Raw genomic sequence first — 23018 nt, 5'->3', positions numbered from 1 at the left:
GATGACCGACGATACGACACCCACGACCGACGAATCGACTCCCAAACGCGCCGTCGTCCTCCTCTCGGGCGGCATGGACAGCGCCACCGCCGCCTACGAAGCCCGCGACCGGGGCTACGAGATCTACGCCCTGCACACCTCCTACGGCCAGCGAACCGAGGACCGCGAACTCGAGTGTGCTCGTCGCCTCGCTGACGAACTCGACGCGGCGGACTTCCTGCAGATCGAAACCGGCCATCTCGCGGCGATCGGGGCCTCGAGTCTGACCGACGACGACCTCGAGGTCGCAGACGCCGATATGGACAGCGAGGAGATCCCCACCTCCTACGTCCCCTTCCGAAACGCGAACCTGCTCGCGATGGCCGTCTCCTACGCCGAGGCTAACGACTGCGAGGCCGTCTTCATCGGTGCCCACAGCGAGGATTTCTCGGGGTATCCAGACTGCCGGCCCGCGTTCTTCGAGGCCTTCGAGCGGGTCGTCGACGTCGGCACGAAACCCGAGACCGAGATCTCGATCGAAGCCCCGTTCGTCGAGTGGTCGAAGACCGATATCGCCGAACGCGGGGTCGACCTCGAGGTGCCCTACGAACACACCTGGAGCTGTTACCGCGAGAACGAACCCGCTTGCGGGACCTGTGATGCGTGTGCGTTCCGGCTGCAGGCGTTCCAGAACATCGGCGTTCGGGACCCGATCGCGTACGCCGAACGGCCGTCATACGTGGACGACAACCCCGCTGGTAACAGTTGATACGGTCTGCGATCCCGATGGATCGGGAGGCTTGCCGGACGGTCGCGACTGCACCGGCACTCGTCCCCGTATTTTGAGCAGGGACTGATCGCTTCGGCAGCAGTCACAGCCGTCAAAAAGGCCGCGCAAATTGGGGCTCGAATCCTCGTTTGCTACTCCAACCATTACTCGAGGATGCGCGGCCCGGATCGCCGTGGTCGGTTATACGCGGAGCAGGCGCAATACCACGGTCTTCAGGCCGTGGATACGCGCCGTCACTTGATACGTGAGACGCCGGTCGATCACTGAACTTGCTATCGCCCAGCGACAGCAATGGCTCCGCGCCCCTTCAGTATAAGTATCATGCTTGGTAGTATCATGCATTTATTTGCCGGCTCTCGATTGCCGAGTGTCGTCATACCGGTCCGTACTCGAGTGCGTGCGACGAGAACGACTGATGGGGATCGTTACATCAATCCCTATGAGACCGGTCGAACGCTACCACGCCTGCTCGAGAATGCCTTCGATGTCCTCAACTGAAGGATCCAGCCCTGGCGGTGCGTTTTTCATGAACGAATCAGCGAGGATCGCCTCCGCGACGGCAGCGAACTCGTCCGGTTTAGGGCCGTCGACGTCACGAAGCCGCGTCGGCAACGCGAGTGCGTCGCGCACATCGGCCACCCTGTCGACGACCGCTCGTGCCGGATCGGCCGCATCGGCGACGCCCAGTGCGTCGGCCAGCACGTCCTGCCGTGCGTCGACACCTTCCTGTTCGAACAGATACGCGAGGACGTGTGGGACGACGACAGCGTGTGCTGCCCCCTGCTGGACCTCGTACGTGCGCGTGAGCCCGTGGCCGAAGGCATGGACGATCGACAGCATCGTCTCGTCGGGCCGGGAGATGCCGTACTGGACCAGCACGACGCCCTCGAGGATCGTTGTGAACGTCTCGATGCCGCGCTCGCCGCGGCCGAACGCACGAAGGCCGGTCTCGAGTTTGCCGAGCCCGCGCGTCGCCGTGGCGTCGGTCACCGGCGTCGCGTTGGCGGCGTAGATCGCCTCGAGGCCCTTGTCGAAGCCGTTCATCGCCGATCCCGCGAGGATCGACTCGGGCGTCGTCGCCACCAGGTCGGGATCGTAGACGGCTGCGGCGGGCATCAGCCCCGGCCCGGAGATGCCGCCGCCGACGTCTTTATTCACCAGTCCCGACTCGGCTGTGGCGGTGACGCCTGCGACCTGCGAGAGGTCGGCCCCGGCGAGGGTCGTCGGAATCGCGACGATCGGCACCAGTCTCTCGTCCGGGACCCGAATCGTTCCCGTCTCTTCGAACGCCGCGCCGATCGCCGCCGGCTCGCGGTCGCTCGCCGCGAGAACGCTGATGACTTTTGCGACGTCGAGGCTGCTCCCGCCGCCGAGGCTCACGAGCACGTCGGCATCCTCCTCTTCGAGTCGCTCGAGCCCGTCGACCGCCGTCCCGAGCCGTTTTTTCGGCGTCGTCTCGGCGAACACCCCCGCGAGTCGGTCGCCGAGGCCGTCCCTGACCGGGTCGATCACCTCGGCTGTACTGCCGACCGTCGAACCACAGACGACCAGTGCGCGCTCGAGGCTCTGGCGCTCGAGTTCGCCCTCGAGGTCGTCGACACAGCCGGCACTGAATCTGATCGTCGCCGGATCGAACTCGAATCGAAACGCCGCGTCGCGAGTGCGTGGCGATGCTGTCATGGATACGTATCACACCCCAGCGGTAGTAAAGGCGAGCCGCTCGCGTTTTCTCACTCGAGACGGAACGTGGTTGAGTGACTCTGTTGGCGGGTTTCGCCCTCGAGGGGCACAGCCCGTGGTCGACGTCGGCCTCGCGCCAAGGCTTGGTTGTGGCTGTTCACGCCAGCAGCTGATACAGGTGTCTCTGGCGGGGAGGACACTGCTTGAAAAATGGCGTCTCGGCGTCGGCGTTAGTCGTCCGTTGCGACGTCTTCGTCGTCGACGTCGACTGCGGTCGCCTGCTCTTCGGCGACTTCGTCGGGGTGGGCCTCGAGTGTCGTCTTCTGAATCTCGACGCGGCGCAGCGGGTAGACCGTCTTGGCTTCGCCGTAGATTCCCGAGGAGAGTCGCCCCTCGACGACGCTGTCGATGAGTTCCTCGAAGGTGCGCTCGGCGGCGGCGTCTTCGATCATCTCGACCATCGTCTCGCGGATGGCCTTCTCCTGGCTCGCGTCGGCCTTTTTCGTCGTGAAGGCGACGGGCTGGATCTGGACGCGGTAGTCGTCCGTCGTGAGGACGGTGACGTAGGCCTCGACCTTCGAGGCACCGCGGCGGACCAGCGAGCGCAGGTAGTCACGGGTCAGGGAGTGTTCCTTGAACTCCGTGTAGGCACTGTCGCTGCCGACGTCGGTGATCTTGAAGGTCAGCTTGGTGTTGTTCTCGCTGGCGTTGTTGTTCAGTTCGCCAAGCGTCGTTTCGATGGTTCGGTCGTAGACCTTTTCCGGTTCGTCAGCGGGGGTTTCGCCGAGTTCCTGGCGGTCGAACTGCTCCGGTGCCAGGACGGTGTACCACCGCTTTTCCTGTTTTGCGCGTGAAACTGATCGTTCACTCATTGTCTATTGGTGTATCTGGGTCGCTATCGGACACAGGGCCCGTGTCCGTCGGTTGATCGCGCTGTCCCGCTCGTGTCTGCTCGAGAACGTCGACTGCGACCTCAAGGTTGACGACGTAGTCGTCGACCGTCGAGTGGAGTCCGCCGGTCGTCTCGCGTTCGATCTGCGTAATAACGGCGTCACCGTCGTCGGATATGACGGTCTCCATTTCGTCGGTGTTGTCCGGGCGGATTGCCCGCACGACGAGGTCCGGCTCGTCGTGAGCCGTTCGAATGGTCGCGCGTCGACTCATCGCAGCTCCCTCACTGTCTCGATGATCGTCTCGTCGTCCCTGGTTGTGTCGTACCGAAGATAGCCACGTCGGTGTCCGACGTCGTACTCGGGGGCTGTGTCGCTCTCGTGGCCGAGCTCTCGGGCGACGCCTTCGATCGTCGCACCGAGGGGGTCGTCGCTCCGAGTCACGATCGCAGCCTCACCGGTCCCGTTAGTCGAGGACCGTCGCCCCTTGCTGACGGCGAGGACGGTCGGCTCCGGCGAGCGAAACGCTGCAGCGATTCGGGCCACCGCTTCGACCGGACCGTCGTCGAACTCGACGACGAACAGTCCGTCGTAGCGGCTCGTCGATGCCCCCTCGAGTGCCGCGTGGGCACGGCGGCCGTACTCGCGCCAGGCCACACGCGCCGACTCGTCGACGTCGTGGCCCATTGCGAGCGCAGCGCCCGTCCCGGGTTCGGTTCGAGCCGTCGCCTCGAGGACGTCCGCGAAGCCACCGACCGTATCGAACGCGTGGTCGGGCGTCGCGTACGGACGGAGTGCTCGCTGGATCGTCTCCGCCGCCGTCACGGTCGCCTCGTCGGCACCGATGACGTCCAGTGCGACGGCCGAACCGATCGCCCGGTGGTCGTCGGCCTCGAGCGTGTCGGGTGCATCGAGTGCGACGCCAAGTCCCGTGAGGGCCTCGCGTGTCGCGTCGACGTCGCCCGACCACGGCCCGAGCAAGCGCGTCGAGTGGGCGATCCCGTCGACCAGGTCTGCGGTCGGAACCGCGACACCCGGTCGGCGGGAAACGAGTCCGCGTTCGGTAGCGGTCTCGAGCACCCACTCGCTCTCACCGGCACCCGGCTCGATATCGGCGGCGACGAGGCCAGCAAGTGCGAGCACGGGCTCCGGTGTCGTCTCGAGGTCGCGGACACAATCGAGTGCCGCGAGTGTAGCCGATCGATCGGCCGTCTCGAGTCGCGCCACGTCTGCATCGATCGCGCCGATCGCGAGCGTGACGTCGTCGGCCGCCGGCTCCCGGTCGCGAACGCGTGCGGTCCGGGCTGTGACGGTCCGGTCGACGCTCACCTGAAACGGCGTTCCACGCTCGGCCAGCGCCCTCGCGAGGAGGCCACTCGCCGCGAGCGCGTCGCCGTCGGCTCGCGCGATGAGGTGGACGAAGCCCGCGCTCTCGAGTGTCCTCGAGACGGGAGCAGACGTCGCGTCGACGGACCGACCTTCGGATACCATGTAGGGACGTTCGGATTACTCCTCGATGAGTTCGACGGCGACGTCGTAGGAGTACGTGAAGTCGGCCTCGAGTTCGTTCCCACGGTAGTAGGAAACGAGTCGACGGACCTTCGATTCCGTGTTCTGCAGGGCGCGTTTGTTCTGGTAGTCCTGTTGGTTCTCCTGGATGTGCTCGCGCAGACGCACGGCACGTTCCATCAGGTTGTAGAGGTCCTCAGGGATGTCCGACTTCGCGTCGTTGTCCTCAAGGATCTCGGTGAGCTTCTTGCCGGTCGCCAGCTTGACGTCCGGGATCGGCGTGCCCGTGACACCTTCGTCACGCAGCTTCATACCGATCTGGCTCGGCTCGTAGCCCTGCTCTGCTAGTTCGACGACTCGGGCTTCGATCTTGTCCGAGTCGACGTCGCTCCACTCCGGCGGTTCATCTGCCGCTGGCTTGTCCGAACCGGACGAGCCACGACGGCGGGTATGCATTCGTGCCATTGGTCGAGGATAGGAACCGCACTGACCGCTCCGTACGCAACAGTCGAATCGGTCGACTGCCGGTGCACTTCCGCAATCCCAAGCCATCCGAAACAGTGGATGACACAGTCGGATTTGCGGCCGCGCGCTTCCCACCACCGCTTTCGGTCGAACCGACTAAAGGGTTTCTAGACCGGGTTCGCGAGTTCGACAGGCGACGTCGGCAGGACAATCGCGTTCGGTTCCAGCGAGTGCATCCCCTCGAGTCCGTCACTCTCGTCGCCAGCCGGCTCCCGTATGTGTGGCAACATCTGGGTGGGCTCGAGCGTTTCGAGGGGTTTATTTATCACCCAGCGAAAGGACTGGATGCGAACGAGGGCTCGTAGATCAGCGGTAGATCATCCCCCTGGCACGGGGAAGGCCCCGGGTTCAAATCCCGGCGAGTCCACTTCTCTCCGCTCGTTTTACTCGCTTCGATCAGTGAGCTCGCCGAACATCGCAACCGCTTCGCGTTTGCTTAACCCCGGTGAATCCATAGAATTCGTGTCTGCTGTGTTACTCGATCTGTACGTCGGTTTCGCGGAGAACATCGTATTCGAGGATAGTAACAGTTCTTCCCTACCTGATCTCACTGGATAGACATACAAGTTGATACTACTGGGCTGTGGCAGTGGTGACATGCGCACACCTCCCGAAGGAATCACAGTCGGTAATCGCTACGAAAAGGACGAAATCGAGGCGACCTTCGATACGGGCTTTGGTTACCAAATTTCTGGAATCAATCCGAGGCGTGACAGTCAAGATAAACGGTATGTATTGCTATTTGCCAACGAAGATGGGCCATATGGTGATTCTGTAACACAGGGGAGGTTCGAGTACATCGGAGAAGGTCTCTCGGGAGACCAGAGTGAATCCTCTCCGGGAAATTCGGTCCTAATTGATGCGATTTCTTCGGGGACTCCGGTTCACTTCTTTTATCAGGATTCGGGGGACGGAGAATGGGAGTATCAGGGATTAGTTGATGTCCACGATTATCGGTTTGAGCGACAGGATGGACGACAAGTATTGGTATTTGAGATGGAACATCAAGAAGAGCATTGAAGATAGAATCTGGTTACTTTTTGTGTAGTAACTTCACTCAAAATCATCACCCCTGTCTGCGCGCGTTGGAGTAGTCCTCGAGCCCACCGCAAAAACACCACCCGAAGCCGCTCACTCGTCGTCTCGAGCCGCGGCTGCCCGTTCTCGAGCGTCCTCGATCTGTGCGTCGAGTTTCTTCACGACGGTGTATTTGAACGCGTCGGGCATCTGGCCGTACTCGACGTCGACGGTGAGCATCGCATCGCAGTCGTCGACGATCTCGGGAGCCCACTTCCCACGGGCGAGTTTCGACTCCTCCGTGACGACCGCGTCGCCGTCCTCGAGGTCGATGAAGGCGGTGACGGTGTTCCAGATCTGGGGATCGCTCGTGGTCGCTTCGTCGAACAGGGCCTCGAGTCGCGACTCCTTGATCGGCTGGGCTGCAACGTCGTCGCGCAGGTCCTCGAGGGCGTCGGCGAGCGCCTCGTACTCGGCTGCGGTGCCAGTCGGATCGTCGAGGATCATCGACGCCACCCCGCGTCGTCGGTGTTGGGACGCATCTGTATCAGGACGTTGTGGCTGGATCCCCAAGACTCCCGCCTTTCGGTCGACAGCGATGTGGATGCCACACGCGTGGTGAGACACGACAGGTGACACGTCGTGTCTCCGCTCACCGGCGGGCGACGTGGAGTCAGAGTGCGGCTCTATCTGTAGCGAAATCGGCGGCAAACGACCGTCAGGAACAGCGTACGTAACCGATGCGTGTCCATGTCGGTGGCGTAGTGACACCCTAGTTAACACTGAGCCGACCAACGAGGCAGAATACACTCGCGACCACGATATCGGAGTTCGTTATGAATCCAGAGCACTCGAGGCCGACTCGGACGATGGCTGCACAGCACACGCAAGACCGCCTCCTCGTCGACGTGATCGAGGCACTGGCCGAGGCCGATCGGCTCGAGCCCGAGGAAGTCGAGTACACCCTCTATGAGTATCTCAATCCAGAGATTCTGACGCAGTTGGCCGACGACGAGGGCAACACGTGGGAGTTTACCTTCGCGGTCGCCGACCACGAGGTGACGATCGCGAGCGACGGACGGCTGTTCGTCGACGGTGTACTCTGTCGAACGGAGCTGGCGCTCCAACGGCCGTCATCGGTTTATTCGTGTGGATGAACCTCGCTCGAGCGGGCCGATGAGACGGGCTGGTGTCCGTCAGGTTCAGAGCGACCGCGACCCGGCGTGGGACACGCCAGGACACAGTGGCAGCAACCCGTCTGCGTCGCCTGCCGCCTCACAGCAACAACGAGAGGACGGCGAGGACGAGAAAGAGGACCACCAGCCACTTCCCGATAGCCATGGTGAGGCCCGCGACGCCGGTTGCGCCGAGTGCCCCGGCGATGATCGCGATCACGAAAAACAGCAGTGCGAGTTCTAGCATGGGTGTTCGGAGGGTCGTTCAGCGGAAGTGGATTCGGCCTGAATACGCCGAACGGGACGGTGTATGGCTTTCCCTCGTCGATGTTCGGCTTTGAGTCGTCTCGCTGTCGTCATGCTCGAGGCGAGTGTCGAAAACGATGGTGGGGACTGTCGTGGTCGAAACCGGACTCGAGAAGCACTCGCGGTCGTCGGTCGCGACGATACAAGACTCGTCGGCCCTGACTCGTCACTCGTTGAGATGTGATCGATACCCTTTGGGTTCGAATCCGCGCCGGCAGATAACCCGTTTCCGGCCGACGGAGATCGCACTGACCTGGTTGTCGTCTTCCATTCGGCTGATGACGTCCGCCAGATGCTCGTCCGACCAGCCGGTTTCTTCTCGAACGGTTTCCCGGTCCACACGGCCGCCCCGTTTGACCAGGAGTCTGAGAATCTTGTCTTCGTCGGGCAGGTCCCGTTCGTCGACACCGTATTCGACTTCCTCCGCATAGCTCAGTGTCTCGTCGCCAGTATCGTCGCCTGATTCGTCGGTCGTGGACTCGCTGGGTGCCGTCTCATCCGCCGAATCCGTCGACCAGAGAGACGAGAGTCGGGTCCAGAGTGTGTTGAATACCATTGTTGATCACTTTCCGTGGAAACGATCCGTCATCGTACGCGCATCTACCGTGATAGTATGTTTCATTTAGTATCTATCCCTGTCGCTACTGAGTACGGTATGAGTACCGTAATGCTTCTGTCGGCGAATAGCGACGGCCTTGCGACCCGCAAGTCAGTTATCACATCACCGATTCGACACACGCGATGTGCGGGTATCGTGGTCACAGTCGATCACGCACCTGCTGGACGAGCTCATCGACGTCAGACGTCTCGCTGCGGTCCTCAATCTCGATGCTCGTCATACTCGAGGATTCACTATCCCGATACAAATGCGTTCGGTAGCGGTGCGTTCTCCGGTATCGATCCGCGAGCAACTTAGTGTTCGACCGTCTCCAGATACGTCTCCGCGAGTGCGGTGAGCGTCTCGTGGTGGTTCGTCGAGTGGGGTGCCGTAAGCGGGGAGACGCTGATCCGGCCCTCGACGACGGCTCTGCGGTCTGTCCCCTCAGGGTCAGGCAGCGTCTCTGGATCCATCTGTTCCCAGACGCGGTCTTTGAGGTGGACGCGATCCCCGTCGCGTTCGGCGTCCATCTCGTACCGTTTCGAGGGTCGCGTGACCTCGAAGGGGGCCGGCGCGCCATCAGCAACCGGGACATTAATGTTGAGATACGCGGCGTGGTCGAACACGCCGGCCTCGAGGGCGTGGTCGACCAGATAGCTCGTCACGCGGGTCGCTTCGGCGTAGTCGTCAATACTGAGGTCGATCTCACGTAGCGACGTTCCGGGGGCGGGAACGTACATCGAGGTCGCAATCGCGGGCACATCGAAGAAGGCGGCCTCGACAGCGGCGCTGATCGTCCCTGAGCGGCCGAGGACGTACTCGCCCAGGTTCGCTCCCTTGTTACAGCCCGCGACGACGAGATCGGGAAACGGCCCGAGTTCGGCCAAGCCGGCAACGACGCAGTCGGCGGGCGTCCCGTGGACGGCGTACCCCAGTTCGTGGTCGCTGACGTCGACCTCGTGTGAGATCGAGCGTCCGCAGGCGCTGTGGTCGTTTGCGGGAGCGACGACGGTTACGTTGGCGTGTTCGGAAAGCGCATCGTGGAGCGCCCGAATGCCGGTGCTGTCGATCCCGTCGTCGTTCGTCAGCAGGATCTCGAGGGGATCGCTCATATCACCGGGTTGGAGCCAGGGGCGAAAAGCCCACCGCTTTGACGAATCCGATCGGAACACTGGATGAGACCCACCGAGCGACGGATGTGGGAGGCGGACGGCGTCAGCTGAGCCGGTCGACGATCGTGTTCTCGTCGACGACCAGATTGTACGCGCCCTCGTCGTCGTTCCAGAGCGCGAGGATCTGTTCGAACGAACAGAGGTCGCCGTAGTCGGCCTCGAGCAGCGGTCGGTTGAGTTCGGTTTCGCTCGTGAGGACGGCGTAGTGGTCGATCGTCTCGCTGCCGTCGCTGATCTTGAACAGCGGGTTCGACCTGCTCGAGTGGCCGCCGCCGTCCGAATCGGACTCGCTCAGCGAGCGGCTAAGCTTCGCCGCGACGATATCGATCCGGTTGGTCACGTGGGCATCCATATCGGCCATCGTCGCCCACTCGCTGGTCTCGAGTGCGACGTCGAGCCGTCGCTGGCCATCGAGTCGTAACTGTGCGTAGGAAAACTGGACGTCGACGTTGACGAACTCGCCGGGGGCGTGCTCGTCGTCGTCAGCCGGCGTCGCTTCGTCGAGCTTTCGCTGGAAGCGTGGCACCTCGAGGTCGGGGCGGACGTCGAACGACCAGCCGCGATCGGTGGGTCGCTCGCCGGGCCAGAGCCGAACGGTGGGGCCGTAGACGGTCACCCGGCCGTGTCGGCCGTCGGTATCGTCACCCTCCTCGGCGAGCCCCAGCGCCTCGGGCTGCCAGAGACGCTCGTCCTCGAGTTCGCGTTCGACCTCGCGAAGCCCGACGCTGGTGTTTTTGTCGGCAGGGGCCATCGCGAGGGCTGTCCCATCCGGCGCGAGGAGTTCGAGTGCCGAACGGAGCACGGCTGCCGGCTCGTCGAGTTCGCTCAAGACGTTACAGGCGAGCACGAGATCGAATCCGTCGTCGGGAGCTGTCGGATCGAACCCGTCATCGTCAGTGTCGGCGACGGTCGCGGGATCGAACGCTTCGGCGGTTGTCCGGTGGATCGTCGAGTGGACGTTTTGCCCTGTCTCGTCGAGGAGGTCTTCGAGGATATCCGCGGCGGCGCTGGGTTCGACGGCGTGGTACTCGAGCAACGAGTCGTCGGGCAGGTACTCACAGAGCCCGAGCGCCGGGCCGCCGACGCCAGCGCCGAGGTCGAGGACGCGCATGCTGCGATCTAACAGCCCGCGCTCGGCGAGGTCGCCCAGCGCGTACTGGACGGCGGCGTAGTACCCCGGCAGGTGGTAGATCGCGTAGCCGGCGGCGACGTCGTCATCGTATTCGACCGGTCGCCCCTCGAGGTAGTGAGCTTTGAACCGACGGATCGTCGACCGAAGCAGGTCACCGGTCGCGTCTTCGTGCCAGTTGACGCCGTACCGGTCAGCCAACAGGTCGTCGAGCCGGCGTTCGTACGCCGCTGGGAGCTGTGTGACGGGCCCGCGTCGTGGTGACACCGGCTCGTCCGAGACGGGGACGAACGCGCCGTCCTCGCGCTCGAGCAGGCCGAGTTCGACCGCCAACTCCCGGAGGTGCTGGCGGACGACCGCCGGGTGGGGAGAGCCGTCGATGTAGTCGCAGATCTCCTCGGGGTCGATTGGTCTGACGTTGCGGAGATACTTGGCGTTCGATCGGACGGCGTCTCGGTGATCACTCATGCGGTAGGTCCTCCATTGCTCTCATCGGTGTCCGTTCGTCCGTCCGTGTCGTCGGGAGCGGTGTGACGGCTTTCGGCCCGTTCGGGGTCGTGTTTGGCAGGGGAGTGAGCCGCTGGCTGCCACTGCGTGGCGGCCTCCCGGTACAGCGACTCGAACGTTTTCGGGTCGGCGTCGGCGATCCGTTCGGCGGCAGCGGCGACCTTGTCAGCGCCGTCGAAGGTGTGCTGGATATCGGCGTAGACACGCGGTGTCCCCTCGGTCACCTGCTCTGTCAGCTGGCGGAGCTGCTGGTAAATTGGCGTTTCGAAGCCATCCGGCACGGACTCCGCGGCGAGGGCAAACGAGAGCACAGCGGCGTGGGTTGCCGCCTGCACCGTCTCCATCGCCTCGTCGTGTTCCGTCGCGGTCGTCTCAAGCGGGTCGTTGCCACGCGCGACGAACGCCTCGAGCAGTGCATCGATCGCCGGTCCCGGATTGTCGCTGGCGACGGCGATCGAGCCGGGTGCCCGCTCAGGGGCAAACAGCGGGTGAAAACTCGCTCGCTCGAGGTCGGGTGCGTGGGTGGCCATCGCCTCGAGCGGGGGGTCCATCACGCCCGAGACGTCGACGATCGCGCGCTCGGCCCGATCGGCGTGGTCGGCGATCGCGTCGACGACGTGGCGCATCGGGACCGCGAGACAGACGACGTCGTAGCTGTCCGTGCCCTCGAGAGCGGTGGTTTCGGCGTCGGCTCCGACGGCATCGGCGGCGGCGACGGCAGCGTCTTCGTCTACGTCGGCGAACGTGACCGCGGCGTCCGTGGCCTGGCCGAACCACGTCCCCATCGCGCCCGCGCCGACGATCAGTACGTCCATCGACGCCACCTACCTCCCGACGTTGCAAAAGGCGTTCGATCGATCGGCTCGCGGGACCGTCCGGTCGCTCGAGGTGTCGCTACGGGCCTCGGATTTCGACCTGCGGTCGCGCACAATACTGATTATTGATAGCATCACCCTATATCTAAGTCACCAGTCCCCATACGAACGCTATGGGAGCGACCGAACGGCCAACGTTTACATCCGACGCCAAGCGGCGTCTCTACGAGTACGTCGAGCGCAACGGGACCGTCAAGCGACACAAGCTCTTAGACGTCGTGTCACTCTCGTCCGACGAGTTCCAGTCTCATCTCGAGGAGTTGAAAGCCGACGGGTATCTGCAAGAAGAGGGTGGAACGCTCCAGATCGCACTCGAGTTCGGAACGGTGACGAAACACGAGCTCGATGGAGTCGAGTTCGTCATCCGGCCGGGCCAACAGTCCGATTTCGACGGCCTGATTAATACGATCCGTGACGTGACGTCGGAGGAAACGTACATTGTCGCCGAAACCATCGCGGAGGAGTTGCTGTACGACGATACCGTCACCAGACACAACGCCGTCAGGTCCCGGGTGTTCTTCGTCGCGACGGTCGATGGTGAGGTCGTCGGCTGGACGCATCTCGATCTGCCACAGATCGAGCAGATGCACGGCACTGCCCAGCAGACGGTCGGCGTCCGCGAGGCCCACCGCGGCCACGGGATCGGCAGCAAGCTCCTGAGCCGCGGTCTCGAGTGGGCCGAAGCCAACGGCTACCGGAAGCTGTACAACAGCGTGCCAATCACCAACGATCGCGCCCTCGAGTTTCTGACCCATCACGGCTGGGATACCGAGGCGATCCGCCGGGACCACTACGCGATCGACGGCGACCTCGTCGACGAGGTGATGATGGCCCGCGAGCTGTAGCGGTGTCGACTCCCGGTTTGCCGTCAGGGTAGTCTCCGGCAAGTGACACTGGTTGGCTCGGACTATTTCAGTTCTCACCCCGGAGTATCAGCCATGACACGAATCGGTATCGTCGGCGCTGGTGTCGCCGCCGCGGCTGCGGCCTCTCGGATCGAAACCACACACAAGGACGTCTCGGTGACAGTCCTCGAGAAATCCCGCGGCCTCTGTGGTCGTGCGGCAACACGACGCCGTGACGGCATCAGGTACGACTACGGCGCGAACTACATCAAAGACGCCGACGAGCGCGTGGTCGAGTTGCTCACGGAGACCCTCGAGACCGACGGCCTCGTCGATATCACGGAGCCGGTCTGGACGTTCGACAGTGAGAGCTGCGTTTCCGAGGGCCGAGACGTCGACGAGCACAAGTGGACCTACCGCGAGGGGCTGACCCAACTCGCCAAACACCTCTTTGCCCGCACCGACGCGACGATCCACCGCGGGACGCGCGTCGAGACGCTTCGACGGGACGGCGAGACGTGGCATCTCGAGGACACTGATGGCGACCAGTGGGGTCCCTTCGATATCGTCCTCCTGAACCCGCCAGCGCCACAGACGGCCGAGCTGGTACGGTCGGCCGAGTGGGACAGCGACCGGCGCGAGCCGCTGCTCGAAGCCATCGACGCTGTCCCCTACCGAACGATCTGGACCGGCGTCTTCCACTACCCGTTCGCCCTCGAGGTCCCCTACTATGGGCTGGTCAACACGGACAAAGAACACGAGATCGGCTGGATCTCCCGCGAGGAGTGCAAGCCAGGCCACGTCCCCGAGGGCCAGTCCCTGCTGATCGTCCAGGCCAACCACGAGTGGTCGGTCGACCACTACGACGCCGACCCCGAGGCGAACCTCGAGGAGCTGGCGTCGCTGACTGCGGCTGTATTCGACGACGATCGCCTGCTCGAGCCCGACTGGACAGACCACCAGGGCTGGCGCTACGCCCAGCCCGAGGCTGCAGTCGATCGGGAGCCGCTCCGGCGGGTCGAAGCCGAGGGGCTGTACTGTCTCGGCGACTGGGTCGCCGGCGAGGCGCGGATCCACGCTGCGTTACGGAACGGGCTCGAGGTCGGCGATCGCGTTGTAGGTAATGAGTAGGGTGTTGACTGTCGCGTTGGGCGACGACGAGCCACTGGCTCGCTCACACTGGCACCACTGATCGCCACGTCCTCCCCAGCCGATTCGCGCTCCGCTGGCGCTCGCTCATCCCTCGCACAGTGTCGGACCACGATTCGCTCGTCGCTCATCGTGGTCCAGCGCGCGCCACCGCAGCAGCCGACGTCGAATCCGCTTCGTACTCGGCAGTTGGCTCGAGGGCCGCGCTACTCGGCAGTTGGCTCGAGGGCCACGCGGTAGTCGGTCAGGTTCTCGTAGCCGTCCTCGGTGACGACAACCAGATCCTCGATCCGAACGCCGCCAACGTCGGGGTCGTAGAGACCGGGTTCGATCGTGATCACGTGGCCGGCCTCGAGGTCGCCGCCGGAGGGCGAGACGCTCGGTGCCTCGTGGATATCGAGGCCGACGCCGTGGCCCGTGCCGTGGATGAAGCCAGTCTCGGCGCTGGGATCGCTCCGCAGGGTGTCGTAGCCGGCGTCTTCGATCACATCACAGGCGACGTCGTGGACGTCTGCGCCGGTGACACCCGCCTCGACGGCCTCGAGGGCGGCCTCGTGGGCCGCTTTGGTCACCTCGTACCGTCGTCGGGCCTCCTCACCCGGGTCGCCGCGGGCAAAGGTGCGGGTCATGTCCGCGAAGTAGCCCGTCTCCTTGTCCCGCGGGAAGATGTCGATCACGATCAGTTCGTCGGCCTCGAGCGGGCCACTGCCTCGGTTGTGCGGGTCCGCGCCGTCGGCGCCGCAGGCGACGATAGTGTCGTCGAGGCTACAGCCCTGGCGCAGCAGTGTGACCTCGATTTCGGTCTTAACGCGCTCGCTGGTGAGTGGCTCGCCGTCGTGGACGAGCACGCCGTCTTCGACGTCGGCAGTCGCGATCAGTGCCTCGGCGGTCGCCATCGCGGCCTCGTTGGCACGCTGGCTTGCTTGGATCTGCTCGCGTTCCCAGTCGGTTTTTGTCGCCCGAATCCCCTCGATGATGCCCTCGGGTTCGACCGTGACCTCGAGGTCCTGTGCTCGCAACCCGTCCGCGGTTCCCGTCGGGAACGATCGCGGGACGGCAAGCGAGTCGACGCCGTGGTCGGCACAGAACGCTGCGAGCATACGACACTTACCCTCGTAGGGCCCATGGTCGGCGACGAGTTGCTGGTAGTCGTAGGCCGACCGGCGCGTCACCGAGTCGGCGCTCGCGTCCGCCTTCGCGCGGCCGTACTCGAGGCCGGAGACGAGTAGGTGGATGCCCTCAGCCGTGACGAGCGTCTGATAGGGATCCGGCGCGGTGAAGCCGGAGACGTACCGCTGGTCCGAATCGGTCCCGTCGGCGTCGATACAGTACCCGTCGATGCCTTCGGCCTCGAGCGACTCGCGCAGTGGCGATAGGTCGACGTCTACGTTCATGGCCGGGTGTCTAACGGGCGGCCACATATACTGTTCGCTGTCGTCAGGTGTGAGTGGCAGTTCGGGACTCGCTTCGTACGGCTGGATTCGAACCCACATTCTTATCAATAAATGCGACTATCTGGGACATATGAATCGCCGACGGGTCCTCGCAGCGGGGGCCGTAGCTGCACTGGCCGGCTGTGTGAGCTACACTGCCAACAGTGACGACTCCCCAACCAGCGTGGAGCTCGTCCGAGATGCGATCGAGACACGAAAGCGGATGACCGACCTCACGGCTCGTCGGACCATGACGGTCGAAACGCCCGACGAGACGACCGAGCGGACGGAAGCCGTCACACGGCAGCCGCCGGCCAAACAGCGCATCGAGGTGCTCGAGTCGACTGACCCGAGCGTCCCAGTCGGATCAGTCACGGTGACGAATCGTGCGGCAACGTGGGAGTACAATCCCCGAACGGAGATCGTCGACAAGCAGTTCCATCCGAACAAGGTCGACGCCGACCGCACACGACGCGTCCTCGAGAACTTACTCGAGGAGTACCGACTCGGATACGAGGAAACGGCAACCGTCGACGGCCGGGAGGCACACGTCATCGAAACGAAGCCGCCGGTCGACGATATCGGGCCGACGATCGATCTCGTCGTCGGGGATACGACGTTCGTCGTGCCGCTGCGCGTGACGGGCGACCTCGAGGAACTGGACGTCTCCCGGACCGTCTGGATCGACGACGAGTACCGGTATCCGATCAAGGAGGAAAATACGATCAGCGACGACGACGAGACGCTCCACCGCGTCGCCGTCACCTACGAGGACTTAGCGATCGATACGGGACTCGAGCCCGAGACGTTCACGTACGAGCCACCCGCGGACGCGACCGTCGTCACCGACGGGATCGAGCCTGAGGGTGTCTTCGAGACCCGTACGGCGGCCGAGGAGATCCTTCCGTACAGCCTGCCGGAGCCGGACGTGCCGGATTCGTACGTCCTCGACCGCGTCACCGTCGTCGAGAAAGGCGAGGGATTCGGGACGACAACGATGCTGTGGTACAACGACCCGACCGTCATCGCCCGCGAACTGTTCGTCGCCGTCCGTAACGTCCAGCGGTTCAACCCGGACGCCCTCGAGGAAACCGAGGTCGACGGCCGCACGGTCTACCGTCGCGACGGGCGGATACAGAGTGTCTTCTGGGCCTGCGAGGACCTCAATTACGAGGTCTCGAGTCTGACCGACGACGCGCCGCTGGCCGAGATCGTGGCCTCGATCGGCTGTCCATAACGGTTCGATCGCCCTGCAGCTATCGTGTGGATCGGTACCGGTAAGGCAGGGCCATCCCACAGACAGAGCATGAACGTCACGATCACGCCCTCGAGGCTGCAGGGGACGGCACAGGCACCGCCATCGAAGAGCTACACCCACAGAGCGATTCTCGCGTCGGGGTATGCGGGCCAGACGACAGTTCGAGACGCGCTCTGGAGCGCCGACACGCAGGCGACCGCGCGGGCCGTCAATCTCTTTGGCGGGTCCGTTTCGCGGGCCGACGACGCCACGCTCGAGGTCGAGGGCTTCGACGGCCGACCCGACGTGCCAGCGGACGTCATCGACTGTGACAACAGCGGGACGACGATGCGGCTCGTCACGGCCGCGGCCGCCCTCGCCGACGGTACCACCGTCCTCACGGGCGACGAGTCGCTGCGCTCGCGCCCACAGGGGCCGCTGCTCGAGGCGATCGCTGACCTCGGCGGCGACGCACGGAGCACGCGCGGGAACGGACAGGCCCCGCTGGTCGTCACCGGCCCCATCGACGGCGGCGAGGTCGCGATTCCGGGCGACGTCTCCTCGCAGTACATCACCGCCCTGTTGATGGCCGGGGCCGTCACCGATGAGGGAATCGACGTCGTCCTCGAGACCGAACTCAAGTCCGCGCCGTACGTCGACATCACGCTCGAGGTGCTCGAGGCCTTCGGCGTCGAGGCGCGCCAGACAGCCGACGGGTTCTCGGTCGAGGGCGGCCAGTCATACGATCCGGTGGGCGGCGAGTACGCCGTCCCCGGCGACTTCTCGTCGATCTCCTACCCGCTCGCCGCGGGGGCGATCGCCAGCGAGGACGACATCCGCATCGAGGGAGCCAACCCGAGCGCGCAGGGTGACACGGCCATCGTCGACATCGTCGACCGGATGGGGGCCGACGTCGAGTGGGACCGCGAGGCGGGAACGATCGACGTCTCGAGCGCCTCGCTGTCGGGGATCGAGGTCTCCGTCGAGGACACGCCCGACCTGCTGCCGACGATCGCAACCCTCGGAGCCGTCGCCGACGGCGACACCCACATCACGAACGCCGAGCACGTTCGCTACAAGGAGACCGACCGCGTGAGCGCGATGGCCGAGGAGTTGGGCACAATGGGGGTCGCAACGACCGAAGAGCACGACTCGCTGACGATCCACGGCAGCGACTCGACCCTCGAGGGCGCGACCGTCTCCGGCCGGGCCGACCACCGGATCATCATGGCGCTCGCGCTCGCGGGGCTGGTCGCCGACGGCGAGACGACCGTCGAAGGCGCGGACCACGTCGACGTCTCGTTCCCCGGCTTCTTCGACCTGCTCGAGGAGCTCGGGTGTTCGCTCGAGCGCCAGTCCTGACTCTTCCGTTCGCTCGAGTCGCAACTTGCTTTTTGCGATGGAAACAGCGAGTCCTCACAGTAGAGATAGTAGCCACTGAACGTCAGTGCACACCGCATCGCACGACGGGAGCGCGGTTCGGAGCGTGCGCGGTTCGGAGCGAACGACGTGAGCGAGAACCGCGGGAACGCGAACGGGGAGGAACGACCCGTGAGCGAACGGACCCGCGAAGTGGCGGCGTCCTTGGTTGTAGACCTGAAACTCCCACCGTTGAGCAACCCTCTGGGTTGCGAGGCTCGGGAATCTGTGATTCCCGTCCGCTCGGGATTCCTCCGTGTTCACGCGGAGGTGGATGTCAATGAATGCTGGACGGTCTACCAAGACTGAGAGAGATTCGGAACAGCGTGCCGAATACAGGGCGCGAATTTTGTAATCCAGATCGTGCTGAAATCGTCAGTAACGCAAACCACTTCGTTTTCAGTCACCCTTCAGTTCATCCATACACTCGGCGCAAACTTTCAGATCATCCTCCCCGGCAAGGTCTTCTTCGCCGTGATCGATTGAGTCTATTAGTTCTTTCGTGATAACATCTGGTGTGATGTTTTCAACGTCATCCACATCACGGCCGCATCGAGCACATTTGACCATAGAATGAAGTAACAAGGTCTCAGGGTATTATTATTTGCCAGAACCCTACCGTTAACGCTGTACCCTGTACTGACTGCGGGTTTTACCATCTACTCTGAGTAACGAAACCGTATTACTAACGGCTGCTAACAGTGATCCGACTCGGATTCGGTCGTCGACTCGAAGCCGTCCTCGAGGACGAACAGCTCCGTTGCCGGACAGGGGTCATCGAACGATTCGGCCTCGATATCGGGCGCGTCGACCGGATCGCCGTCGACGGTGACGGTCACGTCGAACTCGTGTCGCCCGTGGAGGAAGACGGCGATGTGAGCCTCGGGATCGAGGTCGTAGGAGCCGCTCGAGGAGATCGAGCCGTCGGCGGAGTCGATATCGAGGCTGACGGCGTGGCGCTCGTCGTCGAGGTTCCAGAGTCGGACGCGGTGGGGTGGATCGTCGCTCGACTGCGAGCCGATGACCGAACGTCCGACCGGGTCGTCCGGGTCGGCGGGCGGTTCGACGGTCGCCTCGTCGGGTTCGTCGTCGGTGGTCTCGGACTCCTGCCCGTCCTCGGTGTGGTCGTCGCCCGCTCCGTCGGCATCGTTTTCGGCGTCCTGTTCGTCTGCCGACTCGCTGAGGGAGACACAGCCCGCGAACCCGGCAGCGACACTCGAGAGTCCGGCAACGGCGAGCAACGATCGACGATTCATTGTGTGGCCTGTCAGACAGGGGATGAAATAAAGGGTATTGGGCAGGCCAGTGCCGGCGACGGAAATACCCGGTGAGGTGCTCGCCGACCCCATGTCAGCGAGCCGTGGGCGAGATGACCGAAGACTGCGGCCGAAACACGGGCATTGCCGAACCATGCACCGCTAAGTGTCCCCATCACTGAGTGGGCCGTAATGAACGGCAACCGCTTCGGTCGCCTCTTTCAGGTGACCACGTTCGGCGAGAGCCACGGGGAGGCGATGGGCTGTACCGTCTCGGGCTGTCCCGCCGGCCTCGAGCTGACAGAAGAAGACATCCAGAAGGACTTAGATCGGCGCAAGCCGGGCCAGTCGATGATCACGACCAGCCGCGGCGAACCCGACGACGTCTCGATCAAATCGGGGGTTCAGGACGGCTACACCACGGGAACGCCGATCGGACTGGTTATCCAGAACAAAGACGCCCGCTCGGGCAAGTACGAGCCCTTCATTACTGCGCCACGGCCGAGCCACGGCGATTTCACCTACTCGGCCAAATTCGGCACGCGAAACTGGGGCGGCGGCGGTCGCTCCTCCGCACGTGAGACGGTCAACTGGGTCGCTGCAGGTGCCATTGCGAAGAAACTCCTCGAGCGAGAGGGGATCGAACTCAAGGCCCATGTCAACCAGATCGGCGACGTCGAAGCTCCCGACGTGAGCTTCGAGGAGATGCTCGAGCACTCGGAAGAAAACGACGTCCGATGTGCCCATCCCGAGACGGCCGAGGAGATGCAAGCGCTGATCGCTGACTACCAGGAGGAAGGCGACTCCATCGGCGGCAGCATCGAGTTCGAGGCTCGAGGCGTTCCCGTCGGTCTCGGGGCACCGCGCTTTGACTCCCTTTCCGCGCGACTCGGACAGGCCATGATGGCTGTCCCGGCGACGACGGCGTTCGAGTTCGGGCTCGGCACGGAGGCCGCCGAGTGGACCGGCAAGGAGCGAAACGACGACTGGGAGTTCGACGACGATGGGACCCCTGTCCCGGTCGAGAACGACCACGGCGGCATTCAGGGTGGCATCTCCTCGGGCGAGCCGATTTACGGCGAAGTCACGCTGCACGCGCCGACGTCGATCCCGAAGACCCAGCAGACGGCCGACTGGGAGACGGGCGAACTCAAAGAGGAGAAAGTCATCGGTCGCCACGACCCCGTGCTCCCGCCACGAGGCGTCCCCGTCGTCGAGGCGATGCTCGCGCTCACGCTCGTCGACTTCATGCTGCTGTCGGGTCGGCTCAACCCCGACCGCGTCGACGGCCAGCCCGGCACGTACGACACGGACTACCATCCGAGCAACCCCCGAAACGAGTAGGACAGTCTCGGTTCGGAACCGATTTCGATTGTTTCTGTCGCGAACTGGTCGATGAAAGTGACAACTGAGTTGTACCATTGTATGGTGGCTGCTAGCACTTATATCGAAGATTGTTGTATATCAGTATGGATCATGGCAGACTTTGACTTACAGAGCACAGAGGGCCGACTCGAGGCGCTGCGACGGATGGTAACTATCCGGGCGTTCGACGAGGAGGCGGGGGATCGATTCGCAGACGGCGAAATACCAGGGTTCGTCCACCTGTATATCGGCGAGGAGGCGGTCGGGGTCGGCGCCTGCGCCGCACTCGATCCGGACGACTACATCGCGAGCACGCACCGAGGACACGGCCACTGTATCGCGAAGGGACTCGACCCACAGTACATGATGGCCGAACTCTACGGCAAGGCCGAGGGCTACTGTAACGGCAAAGGCGGCTCGATGCACATCGCAGACGTCGATGCCGGGATGCTCGGCGCGAACGGCATCGTCGGCGCGGGGCCACCGATGGCGACCGGCGCGGCGCTGTCGATCGATTATCAGGACCGCGACCAGATCGCGGTCGGCTTCCTCGGCGACGGGGCCGTCGCCCAGGGACAGGTCCACGAGGCGATCAACATCGCGGCGACGTGGGACCTGCCCGCCGTCTTCGTCATCGAGAACAACCACTACGGTGAGGGGACGGCGGTCGAGGACCAGCACAACCTCGACAACCTGAGCGACACGGCACAGGCCTACGACATTCCGGGCCTAACCGTCGACGGGATGGACATCACCGCGGTCGCGGAAGCCGTCTCGGAGGCTCGAGACCGTGCCAGAGCGGGCGACGGGCCGACGATTGTCGAGGCCGAGACCTACCGCTACCGCGGCCACTACGAGGGCGACGAGGAACCGTACCGCGACGACGCAGAGATCGAACGCTGGCAAGAGCGTGACCCGATAGAGTCGTTCAAAGAGCGCCTGATCGACCGCGGCGAACTCACCCAAGAGGAGTTCGACGAGCTGCAGGCCGACATCGAGGCCGAAATCGATGCCGCGATCGAGTTCGCCCAGGACGCTCCAGCACCGGAACCACACGAGGCCTACGAAGACATGTTCGCGGAGATGCCGCCGGAGATCGAACGCTTTGCCAGCGCCGCCCGCACGGACGGTGGCCGCCCGGGAGGTGACCGATAATGACTGCACAAGTAGAATCCGAACTCGAGACTGAAACCGAGGAACTGACCGTCAGAGAAGCGATCCGACAAGCGATGCGTGAGGAACTCGAGCGCGACGAGGACGTCTTCCTCATCGGCGAGGACATCGGCGTCTTCGGCGGCGTCCTCGAGGTCACGGGCGATCTGTACGACGATTTCGGCCCGGAGCGCATCAAGGACACGCCGATCAGCGAAGCTGGCTTCATGGGCGCAGCGACGGGCGCGGCGGCAACCGGCACGCGGCCGGTCGTCGAACTCATGTTCTCCGACTTCGCCGGCGTCGCGATGGAACAGATCATGAACCAGATGGCGAAGATGCGGTATATGTTCGGCGGCAAAGCGGAGATGCCGGTCACCGTCCGCACCACCGAAGGCGGCGGCATGGGCGCGGCGAGCCAGCACTCGGGGACGGTCCACTCCTGGATCGCTCACTTCCCCGGCCTGAAAGCCGTCGCCCCCGGGACTGCAGCGTCGGCGAAGGGACTGACGAAAGCCGCCATCCGCTCGAACGACCCCGTCTTCGTCTTCGAGAACAAGATGATCTACGAGCAGAAAGGTGCCGTGCCGACCGACGAGGACTTCACCGTCCCGATCGGCGAGGCCGCCATCGAACGCGAGGGTGAGGACGTCACCGTCGTCGCGACCCAACGGCTCGTCGGCGAGTCCCTGCAGACCGCCGAAAACATGGCCGACGACACGAGCGTCGAAGTGATCGACCCGCGGTCGCTGTACCCGCTCGACATCGACACCATCGTCGAGAGCGTCAAGAAGACCGGCCGGCTTATCGTCGCCGACGAGAGCCCGCTGTCCTACGGCACTCACGCCGAAATCGTCGCCCGCGTCCAAGAAGAGGCCTTCTTCAGCCTCGACGCGCCAATCCAGCGCGTCGGCACGCCCGACACGCACATCCCGTTCAGTCCACCACTCGAGCAGGAAGTGCTGCCTTCCGGCGACGACGTCCGTGACGCGATCCGGCGGGTGACATAG

Annotated in this window: 25 protein-coding genes and 1 tRNA gene; 11 read left to right on the top strand and 15 right to left on the bottom strand. The window is 63.9% G+C overall.

The features are described 5' to 3' along the window. The first annotated feature begins 1 nt into the window (after nt 1). Nucleotides 2-748 carry a 7-cyano-7-deazaguanine synthase QueC gene (gene queC / locus BW940_RS12955; RefSeq protein WP_076609637.1) on the top strand — a complete coding sequence of 249 codons (747 nt, stop codon included), beginning with the start codon at nt 2-4 and terminating at the stop codon, nt 746-748. A gap of 477 nt (nt 749-1225) precedes the next feature. Here queC and BW940_RS12950 read toward each other — a convergent pair whose 3' ends face one another. From BW940_RS12950 to BW940_RS22360, 6 genes are all read right to left on the bottom strand, one after another. Then, nucleotides 1226-2449 (bottom strand): iron-containing alcohol dehydrogenase family protein, encoded by a 1224-nt coding sequence (locus BW940_RS12950; protein ID WP_076609636.1) that lies wholly within the window; start codon nt 2447-2449, stop codon nt 1226-1228. A 230-nt stretch (nt 2450-2679) separates the two neighbouring features. Then, complete coding sequence (locus BW940_RS12945) at nt 2680-3321, bottom strand: 30S ribosomal protein S3ae (RefSeq protein ID WP_076609635.1); 642 nt, start codon at nt 3319-3321, stop codon at nt 2680-2682. Continuing rightward, the gene (locus tag BW940_RS12940) at nt 3314-3613 is read right to left on the bottom strand and encodes a KEOPS complex subunit Pcc1 (RefSeq protein WP_076609634.1); all 300 of its coding nucleotides are present in this window, start codon (nt 3611-3613) and stop codon (nt 3314-3316) included. Before BW940_RS12940 ends, BW940_RS12945 begins: the two co-directional genes overlap by 8 nt. Next, nucleotides 3610-4830: an exonuclease gene (locus tag BW940_RS12935; protein WP_076609633.1), complete on the bottom strand. Its 1221-nt coding sequence runs from the start codon at nt 4828-4830 to the stop codon at nt 3610-3612. The genes BW940_RS12940 and BW940_RS12935 overlap by 4 nt, the downstream gene beginning before the upstream one ends. Before the next feature lie 15 nt (nt 4831-4845). Next, a complete protein-coding gene (locus BW940_RS12930; RefSeq protein WP_076609632.1) occupies nt 4846-5313 on the bottom strand; it encodes a 30S ribosomal protein S15 in 468 nt (155 codons plus the stop codon). Between the two features lie 167 nt (nt 5314-5480). Continuing rightward, the gene (locus BW940_RS22360) at nt 5481-5603 is read right to left on the bottom strand and encodes a hypothetical protein (RefSeq protein WP_268875545.1); all 123 of its coding nucleotides are present in this window, start codon (nt 5601-5603) and stop codon (nt 5481-5483) included. A 65-nt stretch (nt 5604-5668) separates the two neighbouring features. Here BW940_RS22360 and BW940_RS12925 point away from each other — a divergent pair. Continuing rightward, nucleotides 5669-5740: transfer RNA gene (locus tag BW940_RS12925), tRNA-Ala, on the top strand. Nucleotides 5741-5970: 230 nt separating this feature from the next. Further along, nucleotides 5971-6393: a hypothetical protein gene (locus BW940_RS21950; protein ID WP_216819666.1), complete on the top strand. Its 423-nt coding sequence runs from the start codon at nt 5971-5973 to the stop codon at nt 6391-6393. 111 nt (nt 6394-6504) lie between these two features. Here BW940_RS21950 and BW940_RS12920 read toward each other — a convergent pair whose 3' ends face one another. Next, entirely contained in the window at nt 6505-6897 is a 393-nt protein-coding gene (locus BW940_RS12920) for a hypothetical protein (protein WP_076609631.1), read from the bottom strand. A 329-nt stretch (nt 6898-7226) separates the two neighbouring features. Here BW940_RS12920 and BW940_RS12915 point away from each other — a divergent pair, with 329 nt between their 5' ends. Further along, nucleotides 7227-7547, top strand: a complete 321-nt coding sequence (locus BW940_RS12915; protein ID WP_076609630.1) for a HalOD1 output domain-containing protein — start codon at nt 7227-7229, stop codon at nt 7545-7547. 118 nt (nt 7548-7665) lie between these two features. Here the strand turns inward: BW940_RS12915 and BW940_RS12910 are convergent, their stop codons facing one another. From BW940_RS12910 to BW940_RS12890, 5 genes are all read right to left on the bottom strand, one after another. Next, nucleotides 7666-7812, bottom strand: coding sequence for a DUF1328 family protein (locus BW940_RS12910; protein ID WP_076609629.1), 147 nt, complete (start codon nt 7810-7812; stop codon nt 7666-7668). A gap of 225 nt (nt 7813-8037) precedes the next feature. Next, the gene (locus BW940_RS12905) at nt 8038-8427 is read right to left on the bottom strand and encodes a helix-turn-helix transcriptional regulator (RefSeq protein WP_076609628.1); all 390 of its coding nucleotides are present in this window, start codon (nt 8425-8427) and stop codon (nt 8038-8040) included. 356 nt (nt 8428-8783) lie between these two features. Next, on the bottom strand, nt 8784-9581 hold the full coding sequence (surE, locus tag BW940_RS12900) for a 5'/3'-nucleotidase SurE (protein ID WP_076609627.1): 798 nt from the start codon (nt 9579-9581) through the stop codon (nt 8784-8786). 103 nt (nt 9582-9684) lie between these two features. Further along, nucleotides 9685-11238, bottom strand: a complete 1554-nt coding sequence (locus BW940_RS12895; RefSeq protein WP_076609626.1) for a small ribosomal subunit Rsm22 family protein — start codon at nt 11236-11238, stop codon at nt 9685-9687. Further along, nucleotides 11235-12092, bottom strand: coding sequence for a prephenate dehydrogenase/arogenate dehydrogenase family protein (locus tag BW940_RS12890; RefSeq protein WP_076609625.1), 858 nt, complete (start codon nt 12090-12092; stop codon nt 11235-11237). The genes BW940_RS12895 and BW940_RS12890 overlap by 4 nt, the downstream gene beginning before the upstream one ends. A 173-nt stretch (nt 12093-12265) precedes the next feature. Here BW940_RS12890 and BW940_RS12885 point away from each other — a divergent pair, with 173 nt between their 5' ends. Together BW940_RS12885 and BW940_RS12880 are read left to right on the top strand one after the other, a co-directional pair. Next, nucleotides 12266-12997: a GNAT family N-acetyltransferase gene (locus BW940_RS12885; RefSeq protein ID WP_076609624.1), complete on the top strand. Its 732-nt coding sequence runs from the start codon at nt 12266-12268 to the stop codon at nt 12995-12997. Nucleotides 12998-13090: 93 nt separating this feature from the next. Then, on the top strand, nt 13091-14128 hold the full coding sequence (locus BW940_RS12880; RefSeq protein ID WP_076609623.1) for an NAD(P)/FAD-dependent oxidoreductase: 1038 nt from the start codon (nt 13091-13093) through the stop codon (nt 14126-14128). Nucleotides 14129-14352: 224 nt separating this feature from the next. On the opposite strand, the gene BW940_RS12875 is transcribed toward BW940_RS12880, so the two are convergent. Then, nucleotides 14353-15540: a M24 family metallopeptidase gene (locus BW940_RS12875; protein WP_076609752.1), complete on the bottom strand. Its 1188-nt coding sequence runs from the start codon at nt 15538-15540 to the stop codon at nt 14353-14355. 130 nt (nt 15541-15670) lie between these two features. Between BW940_RS12875 and BW940_RS12870 the strand changes: the two genes are divergently transcribed. Together BW940_RS12870 and aroA are read left to right on the top strand one after the other, a co-directional pair. Continuing rightward, a complete protein-coding gene (locus tag BW940_RS12870; RefSeq protein WP_076609622.1) occupies nt 15671-16816 on the top strand; it encodes a LolA family protein in 1146 nt (381 codons plus the stop codon). Between the two features lie 69 nt (nt 16817-16885). Continuing rightward, on the top strand, nt 16886-18178 hold the full coding sequence (gene aroA, locus BW940_RS12865; protein ID WP_076609621.1) for a 3-phosphoshikimate 1-carboxyvinyltransferase: 1293 nt from the start codon (nt 16886-16888) through the stop codon (nt 18176-18178). Between the two features lie 456 nt (nt 18179-18634). Here aroA and BW940_RS21505 read toward each other — a convergent pair whose 3' ends face one another. Next, entirely contained in the window at nt 18635-18775 is a 141-nt protein-coding gene (locus tag BW940_RS21505; protein ID WP_159440168.1) for a hypothetical protein, read from the bottom strand. 155 nt (nt 18776-18930) lie between these two features. Then, nucleotides 18931-19491 (bottom strand): hypothetical protein, encoded by a 561-nt coding sequence (locus BW940_RS12855; protein WP_076609619.1) that lies wholly within the window; start codon nt 19489-19491, stop codon nt 18931-18933. Between the two features lie 192 nt (nt 19492-19683). On the opposite strand from BW940_RS12855, the gene aroC reads away from it, so the two are divergent. The 3 genes from aroC to BW940_RS12840 all read left to right on the top strand — a co-directional run bounded on the left by aroC (nt 19684) and on the right by BW940_RS12840 (nt 23018). Further along, nucleotides 19684-20835 (top strand): chorismate synthase, encoded by a 1152-nt coding sequence (gene aroC / locus BW940_RS12850; protein ID WP_076609618.1) that lies wholly within the window; start codon nt 19684-19686, stop codon nt 20833-20835. 132 nt (nt 20836-20967) lie between these two features. Next, nucleotides 20968-22011, top strand: a complete 1044-nt coding sequence (locus BW940_RS12845; protein WP_076609617.1) for a thiamine pyrophosphate-dependent dehydrogenase E1 component subunit alpha — start codon at nt 20968-20970, stop codon at nt 22009-22011. After that, nucleotides 22011-23018 (top strand): alpha-ketoacid dehydrogenase subunit beta, encoded by a 1008-nt coding sequence (locus tag BW940_RS12840; protein ID WP_076609616.1) that lies wholly within the window; start codon nt 22011-22013, stop codon nt 23016-23018. The genes BW940_RS12845 and BW940_RS12840 overlap by 1 nt, the downstream gene beginning before the upstream one ends.

Origin of the sequence: Natronorubrum thiooxidans (assembly GCF_900156475.1) — an archaeon.
Lineage (GTDB): Archaea > Halobacteriota > Halobacteria > Halobacteriales > Natrialbaceae > Natronorubrum > Natronorubrum thiooxidans.
Note: the sequence above shows the minus strand (reverse complement) of the source record. Positions and strands in the feature narration are given on the sequence as shown.